The organism is Halorubrum sodomense, assembly GCF_900111935.1.
Classification (GTDB): Archaea; Halobacteriota; Halobacteria; order Halobacteriales; family Haloferacaceae; genus Halorubrum; species Halorubrum sodomense.
On record NZ_FOYN01000002.1, the window covers coordinates 643,502 to 667,525 of the forward strand.

Annotated in this window: 22 protein-coding genes; 9 read left to right on the plus strand and 13 right to left on the minus strand. The window is 71.7% G+C overall.

Annotated features, from left to right (window positions below; translation table 11 throughout):
* Positions 1 to 15 precede the first annotated feature (15 nt).
* The 3 genes from BM286_RS08050 to BM286_RS08060 all read left to right on the plus strand — a co-directional run bounded on the left by BM286_RS08050 (position 16) and on the right by BM286_RS08060 (position 1,053).
* Positions 16 to 273 carry a KEOPS complex subunit Pcc1 gene (locus BM286_RS08050; RefSeq protein ID WP_092921046.1) on the plus strand — a complete coding sequence of 86 codons (258 nt, stop codon included), beginning with the start codon at positions 16 to 18 and terminating at the stop codon, positions 271 to 273.
* A gap of 119 nt (positions 274 to 392) precedes the next feature.
* Positions 393 to 782, plus strand: coding sequence for a prefoldin subunit beta (locus BM286_RS08055; RefSeq protein WP_092921358.1), 390 nt, complete (start codon positions 393 to 395; stop codon positions 780 to 782).
* A 4-nt stretch (positions 783 to 786) separates the two neighbouring features.
* A complete protein-coding gene (locus tag BM286_RS08060) occupies positions 787 to 1,053 on the plus strand; it encodes a DUF3194 domain-containing protein (protein WP_092921047.1) in 267 nt (88 codons plus the stop codon).
* 78 nt (positions 1,054 to 1,131) lie between these two features.
* On the opposite strand, the gene BM286_RS08065 is transcribed toward BM286_RS08060, so the two are convergent.
* The 5 genes from BM286_RS08065 to BM286_RS08085 all read right to left on the minus strand — a co-directional run bounded on the left by BM286_RS08065 (position 1,132) and on the right by BM286_RS08085 (position 6,436).
* Positions 1,132 to 1,686, minus strand: coding sequence for a GMP synthase subunit A (locus BM286_RS08065; protein WP_092921048.1), 555 nt, complete (start codon positions 1,684 to 1,686; stop codon positions 1,132 to 1,134).
* Between the two features lie 121 nt (positions 1,687 to 1,807).
* On the minus strand, positions 1,808 to 3,280 hold the full coding sequence (truD, locus tag BM286_RS08070; RefSeq protein WP_092921049.1) for a tRNA pseudouridine(13) synthase TruD: 1,473 nt from the start codon (positions 3,278 to 3,280) through the stop codon (positions 1,808 to 1,810).
* On the minus strand, positions 3,281 to 3,619 hold the full coding sequence (pth2, locus tag BM286_RS08075; RefSeq protein ID WP_092921050.1) for a peptidyl-tRNA hydrolase Pth2: 339 nt from the start codon (positions 3,617 to 3,619) through the stop codon (positions 3,281 to 3,283).
* A 158-nt stretch (positions 3,620 to 3,777) separates the two neighbouring features.
* Positions 3,778 to 4,578, minus strand: a complete 801-nt coding sequence (locus BM286_RS08080; RefSeq protein WP_092921360.1) for a bacteriorhodopsin — start codon at positions 4,576 to 4,578, stop codon at positions 3,778 to 3,780.
* A 202-nt stretch (positions 4,579 to 4,780) separates the two neighbouring features.
* Positions 4,781 to 6,436, minus strand: a complete 1,656-nt coding sequence (locus BM286_RS08085; protein WP_343123976.1) for a phytoene desaturase family protein — start codon at positions 6,434 to 6,436, stop codon at positions 4,781 to 4,783.
* 11 nt (positions 6,437 to 6,447) lie between these two features.
* Between BM286_RS08085 and BM286_RS08090 the strand changes: the two genes are divergently transcribed.
* From BM286_RS08090 to BM286_RS08110, 5 genes are all read left to right on the plus strand, one after another.
* Positions 6,448 to 7,224, plus strand: a complete 777-nt coding sequence (locus BM286_RS08090; protein WP_092921052.1) for a helix-turn-helix domain-containing protein — start codon at positions 6,448 to 6,450, stop codon at positions 7,222 to 7,224.
* A 122-nt stretch (positions 7,225 to 7,346) separates the two neighbouring features.
* Positions 7,347 to 7,772, plus strand: coding sequence for a plastocyanin/azurin family copper-binding protein (locus tag BM286_RS08095; protein WP_092921053.1), 426 nt, complete (start codon positions 7,347 to 7,349; stop codon positions 7,770 to 7,772).
* 114 nt (positions 7,773 to 7,886) lie between these two features.
* On the plus strand, positions 7,887 to 8,720 hold the full coding sequence (locus BM286_RS08100) for a sulfite exporter TauE/SafE family protein (RefSeq protein WP_092921054.1): 834 nt from the start codon (positions 7,887 to 7,889) through the stop codon (positions 8,718 to 8,720).
* A 1-nt stretch (position 8,721) separates the two neighbouring features.
* Entirely contained in the window at positions 8,722 to 11,325 is a 2,604-nt protein-coding gene (locus tag BM286_RS08105; RefSeq protein WP_092921055.1) for a heavy metal translocating P-type ATPase, read from the plus strand.
* 143 nt (positions 11,326 to 11,468) lie between these two features.
* Positions 11,469 to 12,254 carry an aldo/keto reductase gene (locus BM286_RS08110; RefSeq protein ID WP_092921362.1) on the plus strand — a complete coding sequence of 262 codons (786 nt, stop codon included), beginning with the start codon at positions 11,469 to 11,471 and terminating at the stop codon, positions 12,252 to 12,254.
* A gap of 16 nt (positions 12,255 to 12,270) precedes the next feature.
* Here BM286_RS08110 and BM286_RS08115 read toward each other — a convergent pair whose 3' ends face one another.
* Entirely contained in the window at positions 12,271 to 13,692 is a 1,422-nt protein-coding gene (locus tag BM286_RS08115) for a PAS domain-containing sensor histidine kinase (RefSeq protein WP_174548998.1), read from the minus strand.
* 75 nt (positions 13,693 to 13,767) lie between these two features.
* Positions 13,768 to 15,573, minus strand: coding sequence for a S9 family peptidase (locus BM286_RS08120; RefSeq protein WP_092921056.1), 1,806 nt, complete (start codon positions 15,571 to 15,573; stop codon positions 13,768 to 13,770).
* A gap of 117 nt (positions 15,574 to 15,690) precedes the next feature.
* Between BM286_RS08120 and BM286_RS08125 the strand changes: the two genes are divergently transcribed.
* A complete protein-coding gene (locus BM286_RS08125; RefSeq protein ID WP_092921057.1) occupies positions 15,691 to 16,740 on the plus strand; it encodes a glycosyltransferase in 1,050 nt (349 codons plus the stop codon).
* Positions 16,741 to 16,775: 35 nt separating this feature from the next.
* Here BM286_RS08125 and BM286_RS08130 read toward each other — a convergent pair whose 3' ends face one another.
* From BM286_RS08130 to BM286_RS08155, 6 genes are all read right to left on the minus strand, one after another.
* A complete protein-coding gene (locus BM286_RS08130) occupies positions 16,776 to 17,408 on the minus strand; it encodes a halocyanin domain-containing protein (protein ID WP_092921058.1) in 633 nt (210 codons plus the stop codon).
* A 139-nt stretch (positions 17,409 to 17,547) separates the two neighbouring features.
* Positions 17,548 to 18,642, minus strand: a complete 1,095-nt coding sequence (mfnA, locus tag BM286_RS08135) for a tyrosine decarboxylase MfnA (protein WP_092921059.1) — start codon at positions 18,640 to 18,642, stop codon at positions 17,548 to 17,550.
* Between the two features lie 77 nt (positions 18,643 to 18,719).
* Positions 18,720 to 21,116, minus strand: a complete 2,397-nt coding sequence (gene ppsA, locus BM286_RS08140) for a phosphoenolpyruvate synthase (protein WP_092921060.1) — start codon at positions 21,114 to 21,116, stop codon at positions 18,720 to 18,722.
* 407 nt (positions 21,117 to 21,523) lie between these two features.
* Positions 21,524 to 22,153 carry a hypothetical protein gene (locus tag BM286_RS08145; RefSeq protein WP_092921366.1) on the minus strand — a complete coding sequence of 210 codons (630 nt, stop codon included), beginning with the start codon at positions 22,151 to 22,153 and terminating at the stop codon, positions 21,524 to 21,526.
* Positions 22,154 to 22,289: 136 nt separating this feature from the next.
* The gene (locus tag BM286_RS08150) at positions 22,290 to 22,967 is read right to left on the minus strand and encodes a hypothetical protein (protein WP_241988380.1); all 678 of its coding nucleotides are present in this window, start codon (positions 22,965 to 22,967) and stop codon (positions 22,290 to 22,292) included.
* Positions 22,964 to 23,731 (minus strand): nucleotide-binding protein, encoded by a 768-nt coding sequence (locus BM286_RS08155; protein ID WP_092921061.1) that lies wholly within the window; start codon positions 23,729 to 23,731, stop codon positions 22,964 to 22,966. Before BM286_RS08155 ends, BM286_RS08150 begins: the two co-directional genes overlap by 4 nt.
* Positions 23,732 to 24,024 lie beyond the last annotated feature (293 nt).

Sequence of the window (24,024 nt, forward strand, 5' to 3'; positions counted from 1 at the left end):
CTCTCACCCCGGACCGTGACGGCGACGCGCGCACACGAGACGGTCCTCTCTTTCACCTACCCCTCCGAGCGGCGCGCTCGCGTCGTGGCCGACGCGCTCGCCCCCGAAGTCGGTGATATCGACGACGCCCGTTCGACCGCGACCGTCGACCGCGAGGACGACGCGGTCCGCGTCCGCGTGCTCGCCGACGACCTCGTGGCGCTGCGCGCCGGCGTCAACAGCTGGTCGCGGCTGGTCGCGGTCGCCGAGGGCGTCGGCGCGGGACCCGATTGAGATTCACCGAATACGCCGATACCGCGACTCTTCGGGCCGCTGCGAGCCCATATGCCCCTCGTCGGAGAAGTCGGGGGTTTTTCCGTCCGGGCCGCCTCGGTCCGCCCATGCAAGGGAACATGCCGCCCGAGGCACAGGAGAAGATCGAGGAACTGCAGGAGCTTCAGGAGACCGCACAGCAGGTCTCCGAGCAGAAAGAGCAGGCGCAGTCCGCGCTCAACGAGTCGAAGACCGCCCTCGACGCCCTCGAAGACGTCGACGAGGACGCGGGGATGTACCGCGAGATCGGCGAGGTCCTCGTCGAGACGGACTACGAGTCCGCCTACGACGACCTCGAAGACAAGGTCGACTCGCTCGAGGTCCGCGTCGAGCAGCTCGAGAAGCAGGAGGAGCGCGTCGAGGAGCAGTTCGACGAGCTTCAGAGCGAGCTCCAGCAGATGCTCCAGGGCGGCGCGGGCGGCGGCGGCGGTCCGATGGGACCGGGCGGCCCCGGCGCCGGCGGCGCGTAAGGCCGTGAGCAACGAGTCCGACGCCGCCTCGGAGCCGAGCGACGACGAGGTCGTTCGCACCGCGGCCGAGGCGGCAGAGGGGATCGTGTTCAAACACTACGACCAGTCGACGGTCACGGATCTGGACGTCACCGTCACGTTCGAGGAGGGGGTCCTCGACGTCGACGTCTACCTCAACGCGCCCGCGGACGCCGATCCGGACCGGGAGGCGGTCGCACAGGAGGCGGTCGAGACCGCCGGCGAGGCGGTCGACGAGCTGTTCGAGGAGTAGCCGGTCGCCGCTTTCGACGCCCCGCTTGTCGCACCGATGACCGGCAGGTCTTCTCTTTCTCCGTGTGTTTGACCCGCCTTACGCCGACTCGCAGACCGCCACGAAGTTCTCGAAGACCTCCTCGCCGCGCTCCGTGTGAGCCACCTCCGGGTGCCACTGGACGCCGTACAGGTCCGCGTTGGGGTCGGACATCGCCTCGATGCCGCAGACGTCGGAGGTGGCGGTGCGGGCGAATCCGTCGGGCAGTGCCGTCACCTCGTCGGCGTGGGAGGCCCAGACGCGTGTCTCGGGCGCGAGCGACCCGACGAGCGGGTCGTCGTCGTCGACGATCTCGACGTCCACGTCGGCGTAGCCGCCGTAGTCGCCCGCCCCCACCGCGCCGTCGAGTTCGCTCGCGATCAGCTGCATCCCCAGACAGATACCGAGAACGGGAACGTCCAGTTCGAGGTAGTCGGGGGCGTTACCGACGCGGTCCATGTCCGGGCCGCCGGAGAGGACGATCCCGTCGGCGTCGAGCTCCTCGGCCGGCGCGTCCGCCGAGACGATCTCGGTGTCGACGCCGAGGTCGCGGAGCGCCCGCCGCTCGAGGTGCGTGAACTGCCCGTGGAGGTCGATGACGACGATCCGAGTCATGGCCCCGATTGGCGGCTCTCGCACAAAAGCGGCTCGGAACTGGACGCAGTATCGTGGTGGTTTCGGCTATCGATCGGTGTTGATAATACACGAACACGGATCGATTCGGGGCACAGGCCGCTCACAGGTCGAGCGGGCCGCGCTTCGTGAACTCCCGGAGCAGCACGGTCGCGTACGAGCCGCTCGGGAGCGCGAACGCGAACCGGGGGTCCCCGTCCGCGAACGACGCCTCGAGGTCGGTGCGGAGGAGGATCGCCCGCCGGGTTCCCTTGGAGTCGAACTCGCCGGGGAGCGAGAAGTCGCTCGGTTCGATTCCGGCCTCGGAGAGGACCGCACGCTCTATCTCGCCGGGTTCGCCCTCGCCGAGCCGCGTCTCGGTGCCGACGAGCGGCGCGGTGACGAACGCCCGCCCGCGCTCGCAGTGCCGCGAGACCACGTCGACCCGGTCGGCGTCGACCCGCTGGAGCCGGTCGGCGTCCGGCGCGTACAGCTCGTCGGGGGCGTCGCCGTCCGCGAAACAGACCACGTCGCCGGCGACGGGGCGGTCGAACGGGAGCCCGCGCCGCAGCCGTTCGCTCGCGATCCGATTGAAGAGGGACGACTGGGCGGCGTTGACGAACAGTCGCTGGAGGTTCGAGGGGACGGCCTCCAGCGCGTGCCACCAGTCGTCGCCGTCGGGCGGCACGTCGGGGTCGACGTCGCGGTCGGCGAGCCGGTGGACCATCGAGCGCTCGAACCGGAGCTTGCCGGGGATCGCGTCGAGACAGGCGGCCCAGTCGCCGTCGCCCGTGCCGTCGGCGGCGCGGTCGGCGTCGTCGGAGTCGGAGTCTCCACCGACCCCGAACGCCGCGTCGACGCGGTCGCGCGCGGCCCGGGTGTCGTCCGGCTCCGTCTCCGCGGGGTTGCCCGCGTACAGCCGGACCGCCTCGCGGGGGTCGCGCCGGGCGATCGCGAGCCCCACGAGGTGGGTGACCGGGCGCCGGCTGCCGAAGCGCTGCTGGCCGAAGTAGTTCGGGACGCCGACGGTCGCGTCGATCGGGAACTCGCCGGCGTCGGCTTCCGGAGGTCCCGCGTCGCCCGCGAACGCCCGCAGGTCCCGGACCGCGTCGACGACGCGGTCGGGGGCCTCGTCGACAGCGTCCGCGACCCGGATGTCGAAGGCGTTGCCGGCGAGGTCACCGAAGGCGAGTCCGCGCCCCGCTCGTCCCAGCGCCTCGATTTCGGCCCCGCGGATCTCGGGGAGGTCGTCGGCGTCGACGCCGCGGACCGTGAACAGCTGGGTGGTGACGGCGCGCTTGTCCTTCGTCCCCGCCCACGAGACGCGCTCGCGGCTGATCTGAAGCGCGTCGGAGAGCCGACGCGCGAAGTCGTTCGTGTCCCAGTCGCGCAGCGTCGCCCGGACCACCAGTTCGGGGTAGCTCCCGGTCTCGGCGTCCAGCGGCGCCGCGTCGAACGCCTCCAGCTCTCGGACCCGGAAGTCCTCGGGCGACTCGCGCAGACGCCCGCCGATCCCGTCGGCGCCGCTGACGTAGTAGTCGATGCCGACGGCTCGCTCCGTCGGGTGCGCCTCCCGGAGGGTGTACTCGGGGGGCATCTAATACAGCGAGAGGTCGCCAGTCACGCGGTCGACGCTCTCGTCGCGGGCCGGGCCGACCGCGAGCGCGGTGACGGTGCCCGGCTCCAGCTGGGTGTGGCCGGCGTCGCGGACGATCGCGTACGGGAGCCCCTCCGTGTCGGCCTTGTCTGCCAGCTCGAACAGCTGGCTCTCGGAGCTCCCCTTCAGCACGACCTTCTTCTGCCCCTCGCCCTGCCACTTCTTCCGCGCTCGCTCGCCCGCGTCCTGGTACGCCGACAGCGACGCGTGCGCGACCTGCGCGGCGAGCTTCCCCTCGCCCATGCCGACGTCCGTCCGGGCGACGATGGCCTGTTTCATGTCCCGACTCACCGCCGCCGCGGATTTAGCGCTTTGCTCTCGCCCGGCGCGTCGGCGGGTGTGCGGGTCGGCTGGTCGGCGCGTCGGCGGGGCGGCGGGACCGCCTCGGGCGAAACGCGGGTCCGCGAAGAGCGACCGCGACCGAGCGACGGTCGCTCTCAGTCGTCGGCGGGCGCCGCACCGCCGCGAGAGGCGGCGCCGAGCCCGGCGGCCATGCCCGCGACCGTCCGCTCGTTGTCGACGACCCAGCGCAGCAGGAGGAACGCGAAGAGGTACTTGGCGACGATGTCCATCCCGCTGTACGCCCACGAGGTGACCGCGACGTCGAGCACGGCGAGCCCCTCGGCGCCGAGCGCCCAGAAGATCGGGTAGCCCAGCCACAGGACCACGGTGAGCAGCTTCAGCGTGTTGAATATCTCGGCGGTGCCGGCGACCTCGGCGTCCTCGGCCCACTCGGCCAGCAGGACGTAGAGGACGACGACGAAGAACGCGCAGCTGATGACGTACCAGACCCAGCGCAGCAGGTACGAGGACGTGGTGAGCGCGGCCGCGAGCCCCGTGACGCACATCCCGATGTCGGCGGTCACGGCGGTGAACAGCTTCGTGGCGTTCGACCCGGCCAGCAGGCCGAGCGCGACGAGGATCATCGGCGTCGACAGCGCCCACGTGAGGTACCGCCCCCACGGGGTGAGAACCTCTTGACCGGCCAGCGCGTGGCCCGCCGGCATCTCGAGGAAGCTCACCGTGAGCCCGGAGACGAGCCCGGTGTAGCTGGAGATGGACACCAGCGGGACCATCAGCGTCGCGACGAAGATCAGCTGGGCCCGGGGGTCCTCCAGGTTTCGCCCCATATAGACGAAGAGGAGTATCGAGAGGCCCGCGAGCGCGATGTTGATCCAGAGCGACGAGGCCAGGAGCGTGTCGCCCTGGATGGCCTCGAAGATCTGCGTCTGCGTCATTTCGAGCGGGACCGTACCGCTTGCGAGCGCGTCAGCGGCTGCTGTTTCCATCATGCGACGCCCGTCGCTACGCGTCGGCTTCAGTAAACACAATAACCTGACTGGTAAGGTTTTTCTGACTATTTTTGGTATCAGCTCAGATTATTCGAAATCGTCTCGTTATTCCGAACAGGAATGGACGATCGTTTTCCGTAGCCTGGACTCAGCGTCCGACCAGGGGAAGCCGATCGAGGGGTCCGCTCGCGACGTCCGCCTCGACCGCGGCCGCGCAGTGTTCGCCGCCGAGCAGGCACATCGGCACGCCGATTCCGGGGTTACTGCTCCCCCCGACGTAGTAGAGTCGGTCGGTCCCACGGACGCGCGGCCCGGGTCGGAGCGGCCCCGTCTGTCGCATCGTGTGCGCGAGCCCGAGCGCGCTCCCGCCCGGCTGGTCGAACCGCGCCGCGAACTCGGAGACGCACGCCGACTCCTCGGCGACGATCCGGTCGCGGAGGTCGACGCCGGTCCGCGACGCCACCGCGTCGAGGACCCGGTCCCGCAGCGCCGCCCGCCGGTCCGGCGTGTCGTCGAGCCCCGGGGCGAGCGGCACGAGCGTCACGACCGCCTCGTGGCCGTCGGGGGCGACCGACGGGTCGGTCCGGGACGGGACGTTCACGTACACGACCGGCTCCGTCTCGCCCGTCGGCCACGCGGGGTCGTCGAATATCGCGTCGAAGTGCGGGTCCCAGTCCGTCGGGAGCGCGAGCGTGTGGTGTTCGAGCTCCGGCAGCCCTCCCTCGACACCGAGGTACAACAGGTGCGCGGCGGGTCCGTACGTCCGCCGGTCCCAGTAGCCGTCGAGTCGGGGAACCGTCCCGTCGGGGAGGAGCTCGCGCTCGACGTGGGCGGGCGGCGCGTTACAGACGACCCGGTCGTGGACGTAGCGGTCGCCGCCGAGTTCGACCGCGACGCCGCCGTCGATCGGCTCCAGGCCCGTCACCTCGACGCCGGTGTGGACGTCGGCGCCGGCGTCGCGGGCGACGGTCTCGACCGCCGCGACCACCTCGTACATCCCGCCCAGCGGGTAGTAGACGCCGAGCCCGTAGTCGACGTGGCTCATCAGCTGGTACAGCGCCGGCGTGTTGTGCGGCGATCCGCCGAGGAAGACGAGCGTGTACTCCAAAAGCTGCCTGAGCTTCGGATGGTCGACGTACGATCGGACTCGGTCGTCGAGACTAGAGAGCAGGTCGAGCTCCCGGCCCCCGGCGAGGACGTCGAGCGAGAGGTAGTCGCGGAACCGCGACCGCCCGGGGAGCACGAACCGCTCCATCCCGGCGTCGTACGCCCGCTCGGCGTCCGCGAGGTACTCGCGGAACGCCGCCCCCGCGCCCGGCTCGTACGACTCGAACAGGTCGGCGGCCGCGTCCGGGTCGGCCGGCACGTCGGCGCTGTCGCCGTCGTTCCAGCACACGCGGTAGTGCGGGTCGAGCCGCGTCAGGTCGTAGAACTCCGCGGGCGACCGGTCGAAATCCCCGAAGAACCGCTCGAACAGGTCCGGCAGCAGGTACCACGACGGGCCGGTGTCGAACCGGAACCCGTCGAGTTCGAGCCGACCGGCGACCCCTCCGACGCGCTCGGCGCGCTCGTACACCGTCACCTCCGCGCCGGCGGCGGCGAGGTAGGCGGCCGCCGAGAGCCCGCCGACGCCGGCCCCCACCACCCCCACCGACCGCCCGCGGAGCGTCTCGTCGCTCATGGGTTCGGTACGGGCTCGCACGGTCTGAGTCGTTGCCAACTCTCGACGGGCCTTTATCAGGGGGTCCACCGAGCCGTCGAGACGCGTACTCGTTCGGCTTCCTTTTTTTCCGGCTTCGACCACACAATCGACATATGGGACGGCGGTCGCGGTCGTCTGACTCAGGTTCGACCGATAGCCTCGGCTCCGGCTCGGCCGGCTCCGACGGCGTCGCTCGTTCCGGCGCTGCGCGGAACGATTCGGACGCGGCCGGAGACCCCGAGCGGCCCCGTGGCGGCGACCGCTCGGGCGACGCCGGCGTCCGAGTCGAGGTCGTCGTCCGCGACCCGACGCCCGCGCCGGTGGCGGCGGCGCTGCCGCCGGGCGCGGTCGCGGAGGACGTTGACCGCGTCCGTGTCGGCGACGCGGTCGTCTCGCAGTTCCGCGCCGACCGCGCGGTCGACGCCGAACTCGTCTTCGACGGCGGCGACGAACTCGTGTACCGCTGTCGGAATCAGCCGACGGGACAGTTCCCGTCCGCCGCCGTCGAGTCCCTCGGCTACCCCGTCTCGACGGTCACCGTCCGGACGGCGCCCGACCGGGTCCGGCTCGCGCTGTCGCTGCCCGCAGCCGATCCGCTCGGCGACGTGATCGACGCGCTGGAGTCGACCGGCGCGTCGGTGCGGCTCGAACGGCTCACGAGCTCCGGCGGGGCCGACACCCGGTCGGATCCGGTCGTCGTCGACCGGGGGCGGCTCACGGACCGGCAGCGCGAGGCGGTCCGGACCGCACAGCGGCTCGGGTACTTCGAACACCCTCGCGGAGCGAGCGCGACCGAGGTGGCCGACGCGATCGGTATCGCTCGCACCACCTTCTCGGAGCACCTCGCGGCGGCGCAGCGGCGCGTCTTCGAGGACCTCGTCGGCGGGTGAGACCGGTCGGGGTCTCCCCGGCGCGCCGGAGGTCCGATCGCGCTCGGACCGCGGCGCGAGGTCCGTTCCCACTCGGCGGGGTCGACCGCGGTATTGAAACCCCTCAGGCACCCAGATGGGGTATGTATCGGAGACGGTTCCTTCGGCGGGCCGGCGCCGCCGGGAGCGCGGCCGCGACCGTCGGCCTCGCCGGGTGTGCGAGCGTCGGCGGCGAACCGGATTACGACGTGGGGATGGTCGCCACCGCGTACCGACCGCGCGAGGTCACGGTCTCTGTCGGTGACACCGTCGTCTGGGAGAACACCAGCGCGCGAGCGCACACCGTCACCGCGACCGAGGGCGGGATCCCGGACGCCGCAGAGTTCTTCGCATCGGGCGGCTTCGACGACTACGCGTCCGCGGAGTCGGCGTGGTGGTCCGACTTCGGCGGGAGACTGGAGAACGGCGACCGCTTCGACCACACCTTCACCGTCCCCGGCACCTACGAGTACGTCTGTATCCCCCATCGCAAGGCCGGGATGTTCGGCACTGTCGTCGTGGAGGAGTGAGTCGCCCGTGAGCCCATTCGACGGGTCCGCCCGACGGACCGCCCCCCGCTCCGCGGTCGTCGCCCGACGAAACCCATTCCCGCGCGGGCCCCGAACGGGAGGTGACTGATCCACATGGCCCTCCCGTCGCTCCTCGGGACTGACGTCCTGCTGTTCCTCGCCATCGGACTGCTCGGCGGCGCCCACTGTATCGGGATGTGCGGCCCGCTCGTCACCGTCTACGCCAGCCGGATGGACGCGGACGCCGGCCGGACCGACGGCGGCGAAGCGGGGGCCGCGCGCGCACCGAGCGCCGCGACCGACCGAGAGGGACACCTGACCACCTACGAGGTCCGCCAGCACGCGCTGTTCAACCTCGGCCGCGCGGCGAGCTACGCGACCATCGGAACCCTCCTGGGCGCGATCGGCGGCGCGGTCCTCGTCACCACGGCCACCGTGACCGGCGCCGCGGCGACCGTCCGCGGGGGGGTCGGGATCCTCGCTGGCGCGGTCGTCGTCGTCGTCGGTGCCCGGTACCTCCTCGGCGGCGCGACAGGCGGAGTCCATCTCCCCGGGCTCGAACGCGTCACCGAGTGGCTCACCGGCCACGTCGACCGCCTCGCGAACGGGCCCGGCATCGTCGCGCTCGGCGCGGTCCACGGCCTCCTCCCCTGTCCGATCCTCTACCCGGCGTACCTGTACGCGTTCGCGAGCGGCTCCGCGGTCGCGGGCGGCGTCGCGCTCGGCGCGCTCGGACTCGGCACGATCCCCGCCGTCTTCGCCTACGGGACGCTGATAGAGAGCGTCGAGCCCGTCCACCGCCGCCGGATCCACCGGCTGCTGGGCGTCGCGTTCGTCGCGCTCGGCTACGTGCTGTTCGCGCACGGGCTGATGTCCGTCGGGATCCGCGTGCCGCACCCGCGGCTCCCGTTCTGGAACCCGCTCGACGCCGGCATGGGGGGAATGTGAGATGAGCGGAGGCACCGACGCGTCTCCGGGCGGCGGCGGCGACGCGTCCGGAGACCCCGGCGACGACCCCGCCGTCTGTACCCTCTGTGAGCTCTCGACCGCCGGCGTCGACGTCACCGACGACGACGGTAATCGGTTCTGCTGTACCGGCTGCCGCGACGTGTACGGCGCGCTCGGCGACGTCGACGTCGACGCGGACGCGGTCCGCGAGCGCCGGCAGGCGGGCGAGGACGCCGCGGCCGACGCCGCCGGAGCGGACGCTTCCGCCGACGGCGACCGCGACGTTCCGGACGGCCACGAGGCGACGTTCCTCGAGGTCGACGGGATGCACTGTGCGACCTGCGAGGCGTTCATCGAGACGGTGGCGACCGACGCCGACGGGGTCAGCGGCGCGAGCGCGAGCTACGTCACAGACACGGTGCGGATCGACCGCGACCCCGACGCCGTCACCGTCGACGACCTCACGGAGACGGTGAGCGGGCTGGGGTACAGCGCCTACGCCCGCGACGACGCCTTCTCGCGTCGACAGGCGGACAACATGGCGACGGCGCGGCTCGCGGCGGGCGTCCTCGTCGGGATGGCCGTCATGTTACAGTACATCGTCCTCATCTACCCGACGTACTTCGCGTTCCCGTTCTACAACGAACGGACCCTCGAGTACCTCAACGCGGCGATGGCCTCGACCTCGGGGACGTACTTCTTCATCGTCATCGCCGTCCTCACCACCATCGTCCTCTTTTTCACCGGGAAGCCGATCCTTCGCGGCGCGTACGTCAGCGCGCGGACGCGCTCGCCGAACATGGACCTCCTCGTCGCGATCGCGGCGGTGAGCGCCTACCTCTACAGCACGCTCGCGGTGATCTTCGTCGAGTCGCCCTCCATATACTACGACGTGACCGTCGCGATCGTCGTCATCGTCACGGTCGGGAACCACTACGAGGACTCGGTGAAGGACCGCGCGACGGAGCTCCTCTCCGAGGTCACGGCGGTCCAGGTCGACGACGCGCGGCGGCTGACCGCCGACGGGGAGACCGAATCGGTCGCGGTCGAGGCGCTCGAACCGGGCGACCGCCTCCTCGTGCGCGCCGGCGAGCGGGTCCCGGTCGACGGCGAGGCGGTCGACGGCGACGCCGCGGTCGACGAGTCGGTCGTCACCGGCGAGTCGCTCCCGGTCCGGAAGGTCGCCGGCGACGCGGTCGTCGGCGGCTCCGTCGTCACCGACGGCTCGCTCACGGTCGCGGTCGGCCCGGACGCGACCTCCAGCCTCGACCGCGTCGCGGAGCTCGTCTACGACCTCCAGAGCGGGAACCACGGCGTTCAGAAGCTCGCGGACCGACTCGCGACCGTCTTCGTCCCGGCGGTCCTCGTCATCGCGGTCGTCGCGGCCGGCGCGTCGCTCGCGCTCGGCTCCGCGCCCACCGACGCGATGCTCGTCGGACTGACGGTGCTGATCGTCTCGTGTCCGTGCGCGCTCGGGCTCGCGACCCCGCTCGCGGTCGCCGCGGGGATCCGCGACGCCCTCGAACGCAACATCGTCGTCTTCGACGACACCGTCTTCGAGCGGATCCGCGACGCGGACACCGTCGTCTTCGACAAGACGGGGACCCTGACGACCGGCGAGATGCGGCTGATCGACCGCGCGGTCGACGACGACCTGCTCCGGCTCGCGGCCGCCCTCGAATCGCGGTCCGCGCACCCGGTGGGACAGGCGATCGCCGCGGCGCGGTCCGCGGCGGACGCGGCCGACGCCGGTCCCGGTGACGCGGCCGACGACGGCGCGACGCCCGCCGTTGCCGACGGCGGGACAGAGGCGGCGGACGGCCCCGGTCCCGCCGACGCCGCGGGCGACGGCGACCCCGAGACCGCGGTCGAGTCGTTCGAGAGCCACGCGCGCGGGGTCTCCGGCGTCGTCGACGGCGTCGAGGTCGTCGTCGGCCACCCGGACCTCTTCGACGAGCGCGGCTGGACCGTTCCCGACGAGATCCGCGAGGCGGTCGCGGACGCGCGCGACGTGGGCCGCGTCCCGGTCGCGGTCGGCCGCGACGGCGCCGCCGAGGGGTTCGTCGTCGTCGGGGACGAACTGCGCGAGGGCTGGGAGGCGACGGTGACCGCGCTCGACCGCTCGGGCGTCGAGGTGATCGTCCTCACCGGCGACGACGAGCGCGCCGCGACGGTCTTCGCGGAGCACGACGCGATCTCGTCGGTGTTCGCCGGCGTCCCGCCGGAGGGGAAGGCCGAGGCAGTCGGCCGGCTGAAGGAGCGCGGCGTCACCGTGATGGTCGGCGACGGGACGAACGACGCGCCGGCGCTCGCGGCGGCCGACCTCGGGATCGCGCTCGGCGGCGGGACTGCGATGGCGGCCGACGCCGCCGACGTGGCGATCGTCGACGACGAGCTCGGCTCCGTGGCGACCGTCTTCGAGCTCGCGCGGGCGGCGGGCCGGCGCGTGAAGGGGAACATCGGCTGGGCGTTCTGCTACAACGCGGTCGCCATCCCGCTCGCGGCGACCGGACTCCTGAACCCGCTGTTCGCGGCCGTCGCGATGGGCGCGTCGAGCCTGCTCGTGGTGACGAACTCCTCGCGGGCGCTGCTGTCGGACGACTGAGGCGGCGTTGGAACGACCCACGGAGGCCCTCCGCCGCGACCCGGCCGCGCTCGCCCCGACCGCAAGCGACTTTCGGCTCACGCGAGTAGGCGGACGCGATGACGGACCAACAGCAGCAGCCCGCGGTACCGACCCGCAACGGGATGCCCGTTCTCGGGCTCGGCACGTGGGAGAACGACGACCCGGCACAGTGTACCGAGTCGGTCGCGAACGCGCTCGACGCCGGCTACCGCCACGTCGACACCGCGCAGATCTACGGCAACGAGGCGGCCGTCGGCGAGGGGATCGCGAGAAGCGACGTCGACCGCGGCGATATCTTCCTCGCGACGAAGGTGTGGATCGACGAGCTCTCGCCCGCGGACGTGGCCTCCTCGACCCGCGAGAGCTTAGAGAAGCTCGGCGTCAACGCGGTCGACCTGCTCTACGTCCACTGGCCGGCCGGGGAGTACGAGCCCGGGGAGACGCTGCCGGCGTTCGCCGAGCTGCGCGACGACGGCCTGATCGACCGGATCGGCGTCTCCAACTTCGAGCCGGAACACCTCGACGCGGCGACGGACGCGCTCGGGGAGGCGCCGTTCGCGAACCAGGTCGAGATGCACCCGCTGCTCCGGCAGGAGGAACTCCGCGAGTACGCCGACGCCAACGGCGTCGAGCTCGTCGCCTACTCGCCGCTCGCGCGCGGCGAGATTCTCGACGACCCGGCCATCGTCGACATCGCGGAGAAACACGGCGTCAGCGCCGCGCAGGTGAGCCTCGCGTGGCTCCGCGAGACGGGCGTCACCGCCATCCCGAAGGCGACCGGGATCGACCACATCCGCGACAACCTCGCGAGCGTCGACCTCGACCTCGACGACGAGGACGTCGAGGCGATCGACGCGCTCGGCCGGACGGACCGCCAGCTCAACCCCGACTTCGGCCCGGACTGGTAAGCGCCCGACGCGCCGCTCACTCGGACGCGAGCGGCAGCGACACCGTGATCCGGTTCCCGCGCCCGCCGCCGCCCCGGCCGCGCGCGTCCTCGCCCGTGCCGACGTCGACCGACACGTTCCCGTTCGACAGCTCCACGCTCCAGTAGACGAGCCAGAATCCGAGCCCGCTGCTGTGGTACACCTGGCTCATGTCGTGGTCGCCGGTGAGCACGTCGACCTCGACGGCCGGAATGGGCGGCAGGTCGTCCTCGACGACGAGCTCGGCGCCCGCCTCGGTGCGGCGGAGGCCGACCGTCACCGTCGGCGCCCCGTCGCTGTGCTGGAACGGGTTCTCCAGGAGCTCGATCACCGCCGACCGGAGCTCGCAGCGCCCGTCGACGACGACCGCGTCGAGGTCGCCGACCGCGATCGACCCCTCCGGGTACCGCCCGCGGACGGTCTCGACGGCCTCCTCGATCACGCCCCGGAGGTCGATCGCGTCGGTCTCCCGCTGGTCGGTGATGAGCTCGATGACCTCCCGCTCCTTCTGGGCGGTGTCGAGGAGGCTCTCGCCGACCCGTCGGATCACCGCCGTGTGCTCCGCCGACTCGGGCACTTCGGCCTCCAGCTCCTCGACCGTCCCGAGGACGATGTTGAGGTCGTTCCGGAGGTTGTGACGCAGGAGGTTGTCCATCACGACGAGCTGGCGCTCGCGCCGCCGCCGGTCCGTGACGTCCTTCGTGAACCCCGTGATCCGGACGACCTCGCCGTCCTCGGTGATCGGCTCCCCCTGGACCCAGACCCACCGCTTGTAGTTCTCCGCGGCGTTCACCCGGTACTCCATATCGACCGACGAGCCCGCCGAGAGTGCCTCCATCGCCTCTTTGACCGCGTCGCGATCGTCCGGGTGGACCGCGTCGAGGAACGTCGAGGGATCGCCTCGGACCTCGTCGAGCGAGGCCCCGTATATGTCCTCGTACGCCGGGTTGGCGAAGAGCAGCTCCGACCAGTCGGCGTCGAACATCCAGAGGACGTCGCTGGAGACGGCGGCGATCTCCCGGAGGTGTGCGGTCGCCGCCTCGCGTTCGCGCTCGGCCTCTACGCGGTCGGTGATGTCCCGCGAGCTGACGACGAACCCGTCGAGCTCGCCGTCGGTGAGGTTCGACATGCGGCTCTCCAGCCACACCCACGACCCGTCGCGGGTCCGGTGTCGGTACTCCGTCGTGACCTCGGTGAACTCGTCGGTCCGGATGGCCTCCTCGAAGGTGCGCCGCACGGCCTCCCGCTCGTCGGGATGGACGTACTCGAAGGCGTTCGTCCCGACGAGCTCGTCCGGCTCGAATCCGAGGATCCCCTCCGCGGCCGCGTTGACGTACGTGTAGGTCCCCTCGTCGTCCAGCAGGGCGACCTTGTCCTGGGCCTGGTCGAGGAGCAGCCCGTGCGGGTCTGACCGACTCATCCCGTCATCCTCTCTCGCGTACCAGTATAACCGTCACGGCCGTTCGGAGCGGCGTGAAACGACGGCCGGAACCGATCAGACGTGTTCCGCGAGGAAGTCGACGATCTCGCGGTACGCCTCGATCCGGTTGTCGAGCTTCGCGAACCCGTGCCCCTCGTCGTCGAAGATCAGCTTCCGGACCGGGACGCCCTGTTCGCGCGCCTCCTCGACGATCTGCTCGGCCTCCCCGACGGGCACCCGCGGGTCGTTCTCGCCGTGGAGGACGAAGAGGGGGGCCTCGATCCGCTCGATGTTGTTGATCGGGGAGACGGACTCGAGGAACTCGCGGTCCTCGTCGAGCGAGCCGTACTCGGCCTCGCGCAGCGACCGGCGCCAGTCGCCGGTGTTCTCTAAGAACGTGACGAAGTTCGCGATGCCGACGATGTCGACGCCGGCGGCCCACAGCTCCGGGAACTCCGTCAGCGACGCCAGCACCATGAAGCCGCCGTAGGAGCCGCCCATCGCGACGACGCGGTCCGGGTCGACCTCGGGGTGGTCGTGGAGCCACTCGACGCCCTCGCGGACGTCCGTCACCGAGTCCATCCGATTCTCCACGTCGTCGAGCCCGGAGTAGGCCTTCCCGTACCCGGAGGAGCCGCGGACGTTGGGCTCGAACACCGCGTACCCGTTGTTCAGCAGGTACTGCGTGACGGAGGCGAAGGAGGGGCGCCGCTGCGACTCCGGCCCGCCGTGGATGTCGACGACGACCGGGTAGCCCGACTCGGGCGGCTCCGTCTCGGGCACGGAGAAGAACGCGGGGATCTCCCTACCGTCGAAGGTGGGGTAATGGACCAGCTCGCGCTCGACGAACGTGTCCGGAGGGATCCCCGCGGTCGAGGCGCGGGTCCACCGCTCCGCCTCGCCGGTGGTCGCCTCGACGACGTACACGTTCGCGTTGTGCGTGCTCCCCGTCGCCGTCACCGCGAACCGCTCGCCGTCGGGGCCGAAGCTCACGCCGCCAGCGACGCCGTCCGGGAGGTCCGGCGTCGGGAACGCGTCGACCCGGGCGGGCGCGACGAGCTCGCCGGCGGTGAGCTCGGTGTAGCCGTCGACGTTCCGGGAGTAGACGATCCGCCGCGAGTCCTCGTCTATCGCCACGCCGTCGACGTTCCACTCGCCGCCGTCCGCGACGACGGCGAACTCGCCGGTCTCCAGATCCAGCCGCTCCAGCCGGAGGGTGTCGGTGTCGCGGTCGGTGACGAGGTAGACCCCCTCGCCGTCGGGCCCCCACTCCGGGCCGGAGTACCGCACGTCCCCCTCGTGGGGCGTGTGGTGGGTCAGGTCGCCGGTCGCCAGGTCGAGGGTGTACACGTCGTGGTCGAACGAGGAGTGGGCCTCGTGGACGATCAACCGGTCGTCGCTCGGCGACCAGCCGGCGACCGAGAGCCAGCCGTCGCCCTCGTACACGAGTTCGGCGTCGTCGCCCGTCTCGTCGCGGCCCTGGACGTACACGTCGAAGACGGCCTCGTCGCGCCGGTTCGACGCGAACGCGAACCGGTCGCCGGAGGAGTCCCAGCCGCCCCACCGGTGCTTCGCATCGGGCATGTCGGTGAGGTCCGTGATCGCGCCGGACTCGTAGTCGAGCCGGTACAGCTGCGCGCGCTCGTTGCCGCCCTCGTCCATGCCGAAGACGGCCTCGGCGCGCTCCGGCGAGGAGTCGACGAAGGAGACGGACTCCTCGAAGAACGTGTGCTGTTCGGGCCACGACTCGGGCTCGCGGACCGACCACACCTGACCCGTGCCGGTCGTGTTGAGCAGGAACGAGAGTCGGCCGTCGGGACCGAGGTCTGCGCCGCCCGCGTTCCGCACGTTGAGGTAGCGTTCGATGTCGTACTGTCGCATGGGAGCCCGTTCCGGGCGCGCCGTGAAACAGCTTCGGGTGACGGAACCCGCGGTGCGGGTCCGGCGTCCCCTCGAGATGCCGTGTCTTTTTATCGGCGCCCCCCGTGCGGTCGCCGTATGCGCGTCGCGTTCGTCTCGCTTTTCGCCCCCGGACACGGGGAGACCCCGGCGCGAACGCGGACGCTCCGGACCGCCCGCGGCCTCGCCGCCAGCGGCCACGAAGTCGTCTGGCTCTGCGCCCGGTGGTGGGGCGGGGACCACGACGCCTTCGACGAGGACGGGATCGAGTACCGGTCGGTCACCGCCGAGCCCGCGCCCGCGGCGTTCGCCGCGCGGCTCCCGCTCGCACTCCGCCGCGTCGGGCCCGACGTCGTCCACGCGGTCAACAGCCCGCCGACGCCCGCCCTCGCCGCGACGGTCGCCGGGTCGCTCTCGCGGGCCCCGGTCGTCGTCGACTGGTGGCGCGACCACCCGGCCGACGCCCGCCGCTGGTACCGGCCGCTCGCGCGGCGCGCGGACGCGGTGACGGCCCCGTCGCGGACCACCAAGACGCGCGTCCGCGAACACGGCGCCGACGGCGACGACGTGCGGGTGCTCCCCGAGAGCATCGACTTCGGCGCCGTCGAATCCGCGGGCGTCGACGACCGGTTCGACGCGGTGTACTCGCGGCGGCTCGACCGCCACGCCAACGTCGAGACGTTCCTCCTCGGGCTGGCCGAGCTTCGCGGCCGCGACTGGACCGCGGCGGTGATCGGCGACGGCCCCGAGCGCGGCCGGATCGAGGCGACCGCGGGCGACCTCCGGATCGGCGACCGGGTCGAGTTCCTCGGCGACCTGCCGGCCGAGGAACGGATTCCGATACTTAAAGGAACGCACGTCGCGGTGGCGACCGCGACGTGGGAGACGTTCGCGACCGACCTGCTGTGGGCGGTCGCGTGCGGCTGCGTCGCCTTAGTCGAGTACCAGGCCGACTCCAGCGCCCACGAGCTCGTCGAGGGGCGCGAACGCGGCCGGCTCGTGACGAGCCCGGCGGAGCTGGCCGACGAGTTCGTCGCGGTCGGCGACCTCGAACGCCGCGCGGTCGACCGCGAGTTCGCCTCGTTCGACCACGACGCGGTGATCGACCGCTACACGGCGCTGTACGAGGAGCTCGTCGACGGGGAGTGAGAGCGGACACGGCGAAAGAAATCGGTCGCGGTCCGCTACGCCTGGTCCTGCCCGGTGATCGTGCCGCCGTACTTCATGAAGACGAACGCCAGTCCCAGCGTGCTCACCATCGCGATGAACGTCGCGATACCGAGCGCCCGGGCGGCGTCCGGGACGAACACCGCGTTCGAGCTCCCGCCGCCGCCGACCTCGACGGTGGCGACGTCGCCGCCGACGGCGAGGCCGCCGTGCATGCCGACCGCGGTGTGGGGCACGCAGTGGTAGTGGGTGATACCGGCGTCCTCGCTCGAGGTCTCGTACTCGTAGGTGTACCCCTCCTCACCGACCGGGGCGCCGCTGTCGAGGCCGGCCGGGCCCTCGACCGTTTGGACGTTGTGAGACCCCCCAGCGCCCGTCCACTCCCAGGTGACCGTCGTCCCCTCGTCCACCCAGACGAGCGTCGGGTCGAACGCGAGTCCCTGGTCGCCGGCGCCGACCGAGACGGTCACCGAGTCCTGGCCGCGGGCGTCGGTGTACGACCCGACGTTCCCGACGGCGGCGCTCGGCCAGTCGGGTTCCACTTCCTGTGCAGCCGCCGTCCCCGCCGTCGCCGTCGCCGCGCCGGCGGCGGCCGTCGCACCCGCGGCCGTCCGCATGAACGCGCGCCGAGAGACGTCGTCCGAACTCATACGCTCCGGTTCGTGGCGCCCCGTAGTGAATATGTTGATCCGAACGCGGCCTCACGCCTCTCCGACCTCGTCGGCACGCGCCACCGCATCGTCCATTCATGATACGCGTCGCCGCGGCGGTCGCGCATCTCGGTGCGACTCACCGCCGGATCCCGTCGAGATCGTCGAGGAACGCCCGCAGCGTCGCCCGCGTCACGTGCGGCATACACACCACGCGGAGCGCTCCGGTCCCGGTCCGCGACGCCTTCCAGCCGGCGTCGCGGAGCGCCGCGAACTCGGACTCGGGGACCGCCGCGACGACGAGCGGGAGTTCCGGATCGACGACGTCGTACCCGCGGTCCGCGAGTTCCGCCGCGAGCCAGTCGGCGTTGTCGGCCGCTCGTTCCGCGGCCTCGCGGTAGCCGTCGGGCCACAGCGCGTCCATCGCCGCGACGGCGCCGGCGACGCCAGCACCGCTTCGGGTCCCGGTCAGCGTCGCCTGCGACCGGGACTCCAAGTACGGCGTGTCGACCGCGAGCGCGTCGAGCGCGGCGTCCTCGCGGGCCAGCAGGCCGCCCGCCGGCACCGGCGCCTGCCCGAACTTGTGGGGGTCGATCGTCACCGTGTCGACCGGCGCGTCCGCGAACGACCAGTCGCGGTCGGTAAAGGGGAGAACGAACCCGCCCCACGCGGCGTCGACGTGGACCCGCGCTCCGGCCTCGTCGGCTATCGCCGCCAGCTCCGGGATCGGGTCGACTCGGCCGTGCTCGGTGCTGCCGGCGACGGCGACGACGAGCGCGGTCCCGTCGTCGACCGCGGCCGCGACGGCGTCGGGATCGGCCCGGTACTCGTCGTCGACGGGGACCGTCCGGAGTTCCACGTCGAGCAGCGCCGCCGCCTTCGTGAACGAGAAGTGCGCGCTGGCGGGGGCGACGACGTTGACGTCGCGCTCGCCGGACGTGTCGTCGCTCTCGCCGTGTCGGTTCCGCGCCGACCGCACCGCCTGGATATTGGCCTCCGTGCCGCCCGAGGTGACGTACCCGGTCGCGTCGGCGGGGGTCGGATGCTCCGCGAGCGTCGCGAGCCCCTCGACCGCCCGTGCCTCCAGCTCCGCCACCGCCTCGTAGGTGGCGGGGTCGCCGGGGTTCGTCGCGAGGAACCGCTCGGCGGCCGCGCGGGCGGCCGGGTGCGGTTCGGTACACATCGAGGAGAGCACCCGGTCGAACGACTGCGGCTCCGGTTCCGGCTGTCGCATCTGCCCCCCAGTTGCCGCGGACGGCTCTTACCGGTTCCGTTCTCGGCTCCGGGAGACAAAAGTCGGCTCAGAGGACCTTAGCGGACCGAATCGAGCAGGAGACGCTGCTCGGTCCGCTTCACCTCGTGCTGGACGTCGCGGACCGCGTCGATGTTCGCGGAGATGGAGGAGACGCCCTTCTCGACGAGGAACTCGACCATCTCGGGCTTCGAGCCGGCCTGTCCGCAGATGCTGGTGTCGACGTCGAGCTCGCGACACGTTTCGATGGTGTCGCCGATCAGCCGCAACACCGCGGGATGAAGCTCGTCGAACCGGTCAGCCACGTGCCCGTTGTTGCGGTCGACCGCGAGCGTGTACTGCGTGAGGTCGTTGGTGCCGAAGGAGGCGAAGTCGATGCCGGCCTCCGCTAGGTCCTCGATCTGGAGCGCGCTGGCGGGCGTCTCGACCATCACGCCCCAGCGACGCGCCTCGGGGTCGATCCCGGCCTCGCGCATGTGGCCCGTGATCGCCTCCACGTCGGCCGCGTCGTTGACGAGCGGGAACATCACCTCTAGGTTGTCGTACCCCATGTCGTAGAGGCGCGCGAACGCGGCCAGCTCCTGCCGGAACGGCTCGGGCTTGTCGAGGCTCCGCCGGATCCCGCGCCAGCCGAGCATCGGGTTGGGCTCGACCGGTTCGTCGTCGCCGCCCTCCAGCTCGCGGAACTCGTCGGTCGGCGCGTCGATGGTCCGCACCCGCACCGGTCGCGGGTAGAACTCGTCGGCGACGCGCCGGACGCCCTCGATGAGCTCGTCCTGATAGGCGCGGGCGCCGTGGTCCGCGATGTACTTCTCGGGCGTCTTCCCGAGCGACAGCACCATGTGTTCGATCCGGAGCAGGCCGACGCCGTCGGCGCCGGTCGCCGCGGCGCGCTCGGCCGCCTCCGGGATGGAGACGTTCACCTTCACCTCCGTCGCCGTCATCGGCTTGACGGGGGTCTCCGGGCGCGCGGCCTCCACCGGCTCGAACTCCTCGCCGGGCTCGGCCGACTCGGACTCACCCGCCCGGACCGTCCCCTTGTCGCCGTCGAGAGTGACGTGTTGCCCGTCTTCGAGGACCCGCGTTCCGTTGCCGGTCCCGACGACCGCGGGGACGCCGAGCTCCCGGGAGATGATCGCGGCGTGGCTCGTCATCCCGCCCTCGTCGGTGACGATGCCGGCGGCGCGTTTCATCGCGGGCACCATGTCGGGCATCGTCATCTCCGTCACCATCACGTCGCCCTCCTGGACCTGGTCGAGGTGATCGAGCTTGTGGACGATCCGAACGGTGCCGGAGACGGCGCCCGGACTGGCGCCGAGCCCGTCGACGAGGCCGTCCGCGTCGTCGTCCGCACCGGTCCCGCCGCTCGCGGTCGTCCCGCCGTTCGGCCCCGTCCCCGTCACCCCGCCGTCGCCGTCGGCGGCCGCCGCCTCGGCTTCCTCGCCCGCGCCGGCCCCGTTTGCCCGCGACTCGCCCCCGCTCGCGCCAGCCTCGTCGCCGGCGTCCTCGCGGATCGTGGTGATCGGGCGCGACTGGAGCATGTATATCTCGCCGTCGTAGATCGCCCACTCGACGTCTTGGGGGGCGCCGTAGTGCCCCTCGACGCGCTCACCGAGTTCGACGAGGTCGCCGATCTCCGCGTCGGAGAGGACCCGCTCGTTCCGCCGGTCCTGGTCGACGTCGAGCTGGACCGTCTCGCCGGTCTCCGCGTCTTTCACCATCTCCACCTTCTTGTCCGCGACGGTCACCTGGTCGACCGCGCCGCGCTCGCGGTCGTACACGTAGTTGTCGGGCGAAACGGTGCCGGAGACGACCGCCTCGCCGAGCCCCCACGCGGCCTCGATGGTGACCTGCGGCTCGCCGGTCGAGGGGTGGCTGGTGAACATCACGCCGGACTTCTCCGCGTCGACCATCCGCTGGACGACGACCGCGATGTCGACCTCGGAGTGCGGGAACCCGCGCTGCTGTCGGTAGTAGATCGCCCGCTGGGTGAAAAGCGAGGCCCAGCACTCCTTCACGCGCCGGAGGAGGTCGTCCTCGCGGACGTTGAGGAACGTCTCCTGCTGGCCGGCGAACGACGAGTCGGGCAGGTCCTCGGCCGTGGCGGACGAGCGGACCGCGACGAACGCCTCCTCGCCGTCCTCGCCCATCTCTCGGTACCGGTCGAGGATCTCCTCGCGAACCGTCTCGGGGAACGGGGTGTCGAGGATCAGGCGCTCAGCGGTCGCCTCGGCCTCGCGGAGCGCGGCGGAGTCCTCGGGGTCGACGTCGACCGCGTCGAACAGCTCCTCGTCGATCCCGGCCTCCTCGATGAACGTCCGATACGTGCCCGCGGTGACGGCGAACCCCGGCGGCACCGGGAGCCCAGCACCGATGAGTTCGCCGAGCGACGCGGCCTTTCCGCCGACGGTCCCGACGTCGTCGGCATCGACATCCTCCAGCAAGAGTACTGCCATTCGTGTACCCGGAGGATCCGCGAGACGACGTATGAAGCTTCCGACCGACGAAATACTGAATAAAAGATTACTCGCCGCCGAGTTGTGTCCGACGAACGAGTACGACCGAGCGGCTCGAACGGGACCGGCGCAGGCGACGGTCGCGTCGGCCGGACTCGATCGAGATTGCGTCGGCCGGACCCGATGAAGAGAGAGTTCGCCCGGGCCGGGACGCGTGCGGGCGGCCGACGAAACGAGGGCCGAAGCGTCGGGGACAGCGAACCGAACCGCGGTTCGTACCCATCGGTACGGGCCGTTCCCGTCTATACTTACCTCTCGTTTCACGATCGGAATCCGTAACTCGTTACCGGGTCTGTAACACTTTTTTCCAGAATTTTGAGAGAGAAACGTCTCGTGTGGCCGTCCTCTCAGTCCCTGCCGAGCCGCCGCCGTTCGTCGCGCAGCAGTCGCTCCCAGAGTCCGAACAGCCGGCTGTCGAGACCGTACGCCTCGTCGACGCGCCGGACCCAGCGGTCGTCGCCGAACAGGTGGCGCTGGAACCGACGCACGTCGGGTGAGAGCCGGTCGCGGTCGCCGCCGTAGTGCGACAGCGACTCCTCGCGGGTCCGCGCGAGGAGGTCGGCGGGCACTTCGATGCCGTCGGCGGCGGCGACGTGGTCGAACCACTCCAGATGGAGCAGCGAGTCCGCGAGGAGGAAGCGCTCGCGGAACCCGGAGACCCGCGACAGCGCCGGTGCGCCGTCGATGCGGACGTCGGTCGGACGAGAGAATCGCGGCGCGGTCGCGGACACGGACGCGTTCTCGGCGACCGCGCCGGCGACGCGTCGAAGCCGCCAGTCGCCGTACCGGACGGGCGCGATCAGCGCGAGCTCGTACCACGTCGGTAACCACTCGCAGTACGGCTCCGAGAACGCGCCGTCCGCGAGCAGCGTCGCCGCGACCGAGCGCGCCTCGTCCGGAGTCAACGCTTCCGGGGCCGTCCGGAGGCGACGGACTGTCCGGTCGGAATCGAGCGAGTCGACGCCGCCGAATCCCATCCCCTCGGCGACGGCGGTCGTGTACGCGCGGCCGGCGGCGTACCAGGCGGCGAAGTCGGCGGGCGCCGTCAGCCGCAGGAGTCGGAGGACGGAGATACCGATCCGAGGGGCCGAGCCGAGATAACCGTTCGGTCGATCAGTCGTCGACTCCGCCTGCCCCGCCGGCATCGCTCCCGTCGGTACCGTCGATTCCGGCCGGAGTGCCGTCACCGCCTCCGTCGACTCCGGTCGACCCGTCGAGCGCGTCGTCCAGTCCCCACTCGGCGGCGCGGTCGCGGGCCTCCGACCGCGCCTGCTCGCGGATCGCGTCGATCCGGTCGTCGTCGTCGAGGAACGCCGCGACGGCGTCGTCCTCGTCGCCGGAGTCGCGCAGGCGCCCCTCGGGCGCCGCCCCGCGCGTCCGCTCGGCGAGGGCGGCGTCGTCGGCCAGTTCGGTCGCGGCCGCGGCGGGCCCCACCCGGAGCGCGTCCTCCTCGTGGGCCGCCGCCAGCCCGCTCGGATCGACGGCGTACAGCTCGACGCGATAGGGGCCGGGGACCGCGAGCTCCGCGAGCGCGTCCGGACCACCGTTGTCCGTCACCGTGTTGTACGCCAGCACGGGCACGCCGTCGTCAAACGTGAGGACGCCGCGGGCTTCGCCGGACAGTAAGAGGGTCTCCTGCGGGACGAGCGTCGCGTAACCGGTGAGTTCGCGGTCGAGCGCGCGCGACAGCGTCGTCGCCACGTCCGAGACGACGCGCGAGCGCAGGAGGGTTCCCCGCGGAATCGTGAGGCCGGCCGGCTCCGAGGAGCCGGTATCGGGCTCCCCGCTCATGGCGTGTCGGGGACGACCGCGCTGCGGAACCGGTCGGCGACCGCGTCGCCGTCGCCGTCGCGCACGTCGAGTCGGTCGGCGGCCCGGCGGTAGCGCGCGGCGGCCTCGCTCTCCGGCGCGTGTGCGAGCAGGGGCTCTCCGGCCCGCCGTGCCGCCCGGACGGCGTCGCTCTCGGGGACGTTCGCGAGGACGGGGCCGCCGAAGTGGCGCTCCGCCTTGGCGGCGACGTCGTCGGCCTCGTTCCGGACCTTGTTGAACAGGACGCCGGCGGTCTCCGTGCCGTACGAGCGCGCGTACTCCTGGACCTTCAGCCCGTCCGAGAGCGCGGGGATCGTCGGCTCGACGACGACCACGACGCGGTCCGCGAGCACGACGGGCAGGACGGCCGACTTCGACCCCAGCGCGGCCGGCGAGTCGAGCAGCAGCACGTCAGTGTCGCGTGCGAGTTCCGCCACCACGTCGCGGAGCCGCTCCGGCTCCGCGGCCTCGAAGCCGGCGAGCGAGGTGCCGCAGGGGACGACCGAGAGCCCGAACCGCTCGTAGGTCGCCTCGCTCACGTCCGTCGCGGTCCCCTCGACGAGGAGGTCGTGGAGGGTGGCCGTCGCGTCGTCGAGCCCGGCGTGAAAGAGGAGGTTCGCCATCCCGGTGTCGGCGTCCACGACCGTCACGTCGTGGTCGGCCGCGAGCGCCATCCCGAGCGCGAGCGTGCTCGTCGTCTTCCCGGTGCCGCCCTTTCCGCTGGCGACCGCGAACGCCTCGACCATGTCTCCCGCTCGCCCGCCGTTCCGAATAAAACCTCTTCATCGTCGGTCGCGGTGATGCTCACCTGCTGCGGATCGGGGTGGCGCGTGCCTGCGAGCGGCCCTCGGCCGCGAGCAGCACGCGCGAGGGAGTCGGCCGACCGGAGCGAAGCGGAGGGAGGCCGACGAGGCTGGGGAGGCGTGAGGTGCGGTTGCTGTGCGGTGCGGGGTGGGACTCAAAGGGGCAGCCGCGAGGACGAAGCACCGCGACGTAAGCACCGCAGGAACGAGCGAAGTGAGTGACGAGGAGCGCAGCG

Bases quoted from the DNA above. Each gene is read 5' to 3' on its own strand.
- BM286_RS08055 (WP_092921358.1), top strand. From the start codon at position 393: ATGCCGCCCGAGGCACAGGAGAAGATCGAGGAACTGCAGGAGCTTCAG.
- BM286_RS08065 (WP_092921048.1), bottom strand. From the start codon at position 1,686: ATGACTCGGATCGTCGTCATCGACCTCCACGGGCAGTTCACGCACCTC.
- truD (WP_092921049.1), bottom strand. From the start codon at position 3,280: ATGCCCCCCGAGTACACCCTCCGGGAGGCGCACCCGACGGAGCGAGCC.
- pth2 (WP_092921050.1), bottom strand. From the start codon at position 3,619: ATGAAACAGGCCATCGTCGCCCGGACGGACGTCGGCATGGGCGAGGGG.
- BM286_RS08080 (WP_092921360.1), bottom strand. From the start codon at position 4,578: ATGACGCAGACGCAGATCTTCGAGGCCATCCAGGGCGACACGCTCCTG.
- BM286_RS08090 (WP_092921052.1), top strand. From the start codon at position 6,448: ATGGGACGGCGGTCGCGGTCGTCTGACTCAGGTTCGACCGATAGCCTC.
- BM286_RS08095 (WP_092921053.1), top strand. From the start codon at position 7,347: ATGTATCGGAGACGGTTCCTTCGGCGGGCCGGCGCCGCCGGGAGCGCG.
- BM286_RS08100 (WP_092921054.1), top strand. From the start codon at position 7,887: ATGGCCCTCCCGTCGCTCCTCGGGACTGACGTCCTGCTGTTCCTCGCC.
- BM286_RS08105 (WP_092921055.1), top strand. From the start codon at position 8,722: ATGAGCGGAGGCACCGACGCGTCTCCGGGCGGCGGCGGCGACGCGTCC.
- BM286_RS08110 (WP_092921362.1), top strand. From the start codon at position 11,469: ATGCCCGTTCTCGGGCTCGGCACGTGGGAGAACGACGACCCGGCACAG.
- BM286_RS08115 (WP_174548998.1), bottom strand. From the start codon at position 13,692: ATGAGTCGGTCAGACCCGCACGGGCTGCTCCTCGACCAGGCCCAGGAC.
- BM286_RS08120 (WP_092921056.1), bottom strand. From the start codon at position 15,573: ATGCGACAGTACGACATCGAACGCTACCTCAACGTGCGGAACGCGGGC.
- BM286_RS08125 (WP_092921057.1), top strand. From the start codon at position 15,691: ATGCGCGTCGCGTTCGTCTCGCTTTTCGCCCCCGGACACGGGGAGACC.
- BM286_RS08130 (WP_092921058.1), bottom strand. From the start codon at position 17,408: ATGAGTTCGGACGACGTCTCTCGGCGCGCGTTCATGCGGACGGCCGCG.
- mfnA (WP_092921059.1), bottom strand. From the start codon at position 18,642: ATGCGACAGCCGGAACCGGAGCCGCAGTCGTTCGACCGGGTGCTCTCC.
- ppsA (WP_092921060.1), bottom strand. From the start codon at position 21,116: ATGGCAGTACTCTTGCTGGAGGATGTCGATGCCGACGACGTCGGGACC.
- BM286_RS08145 (WP_092921366.1), bottom strand. From the start codon at position 22,153: ATGGGATTCGGCGGCGTCGACTCGCTCGATTCCGACCGGACAGTCCGT.
- BM286_RS08150 (WP_241988380.1), bottom strand. From the start codon at position 22,967: ATGAGCGGGGAGCCCGATACCGGCTCCTCGGAGCCGGCCGGCCTCACG.
- BM286_RS08155 (WP_092921061.1), bottom strand. From the start codon at position 23,731: ATGGTCGAGGCGTTCGCGGTCGCCAGCGGAAAGGGCGGCACCGGGAAG.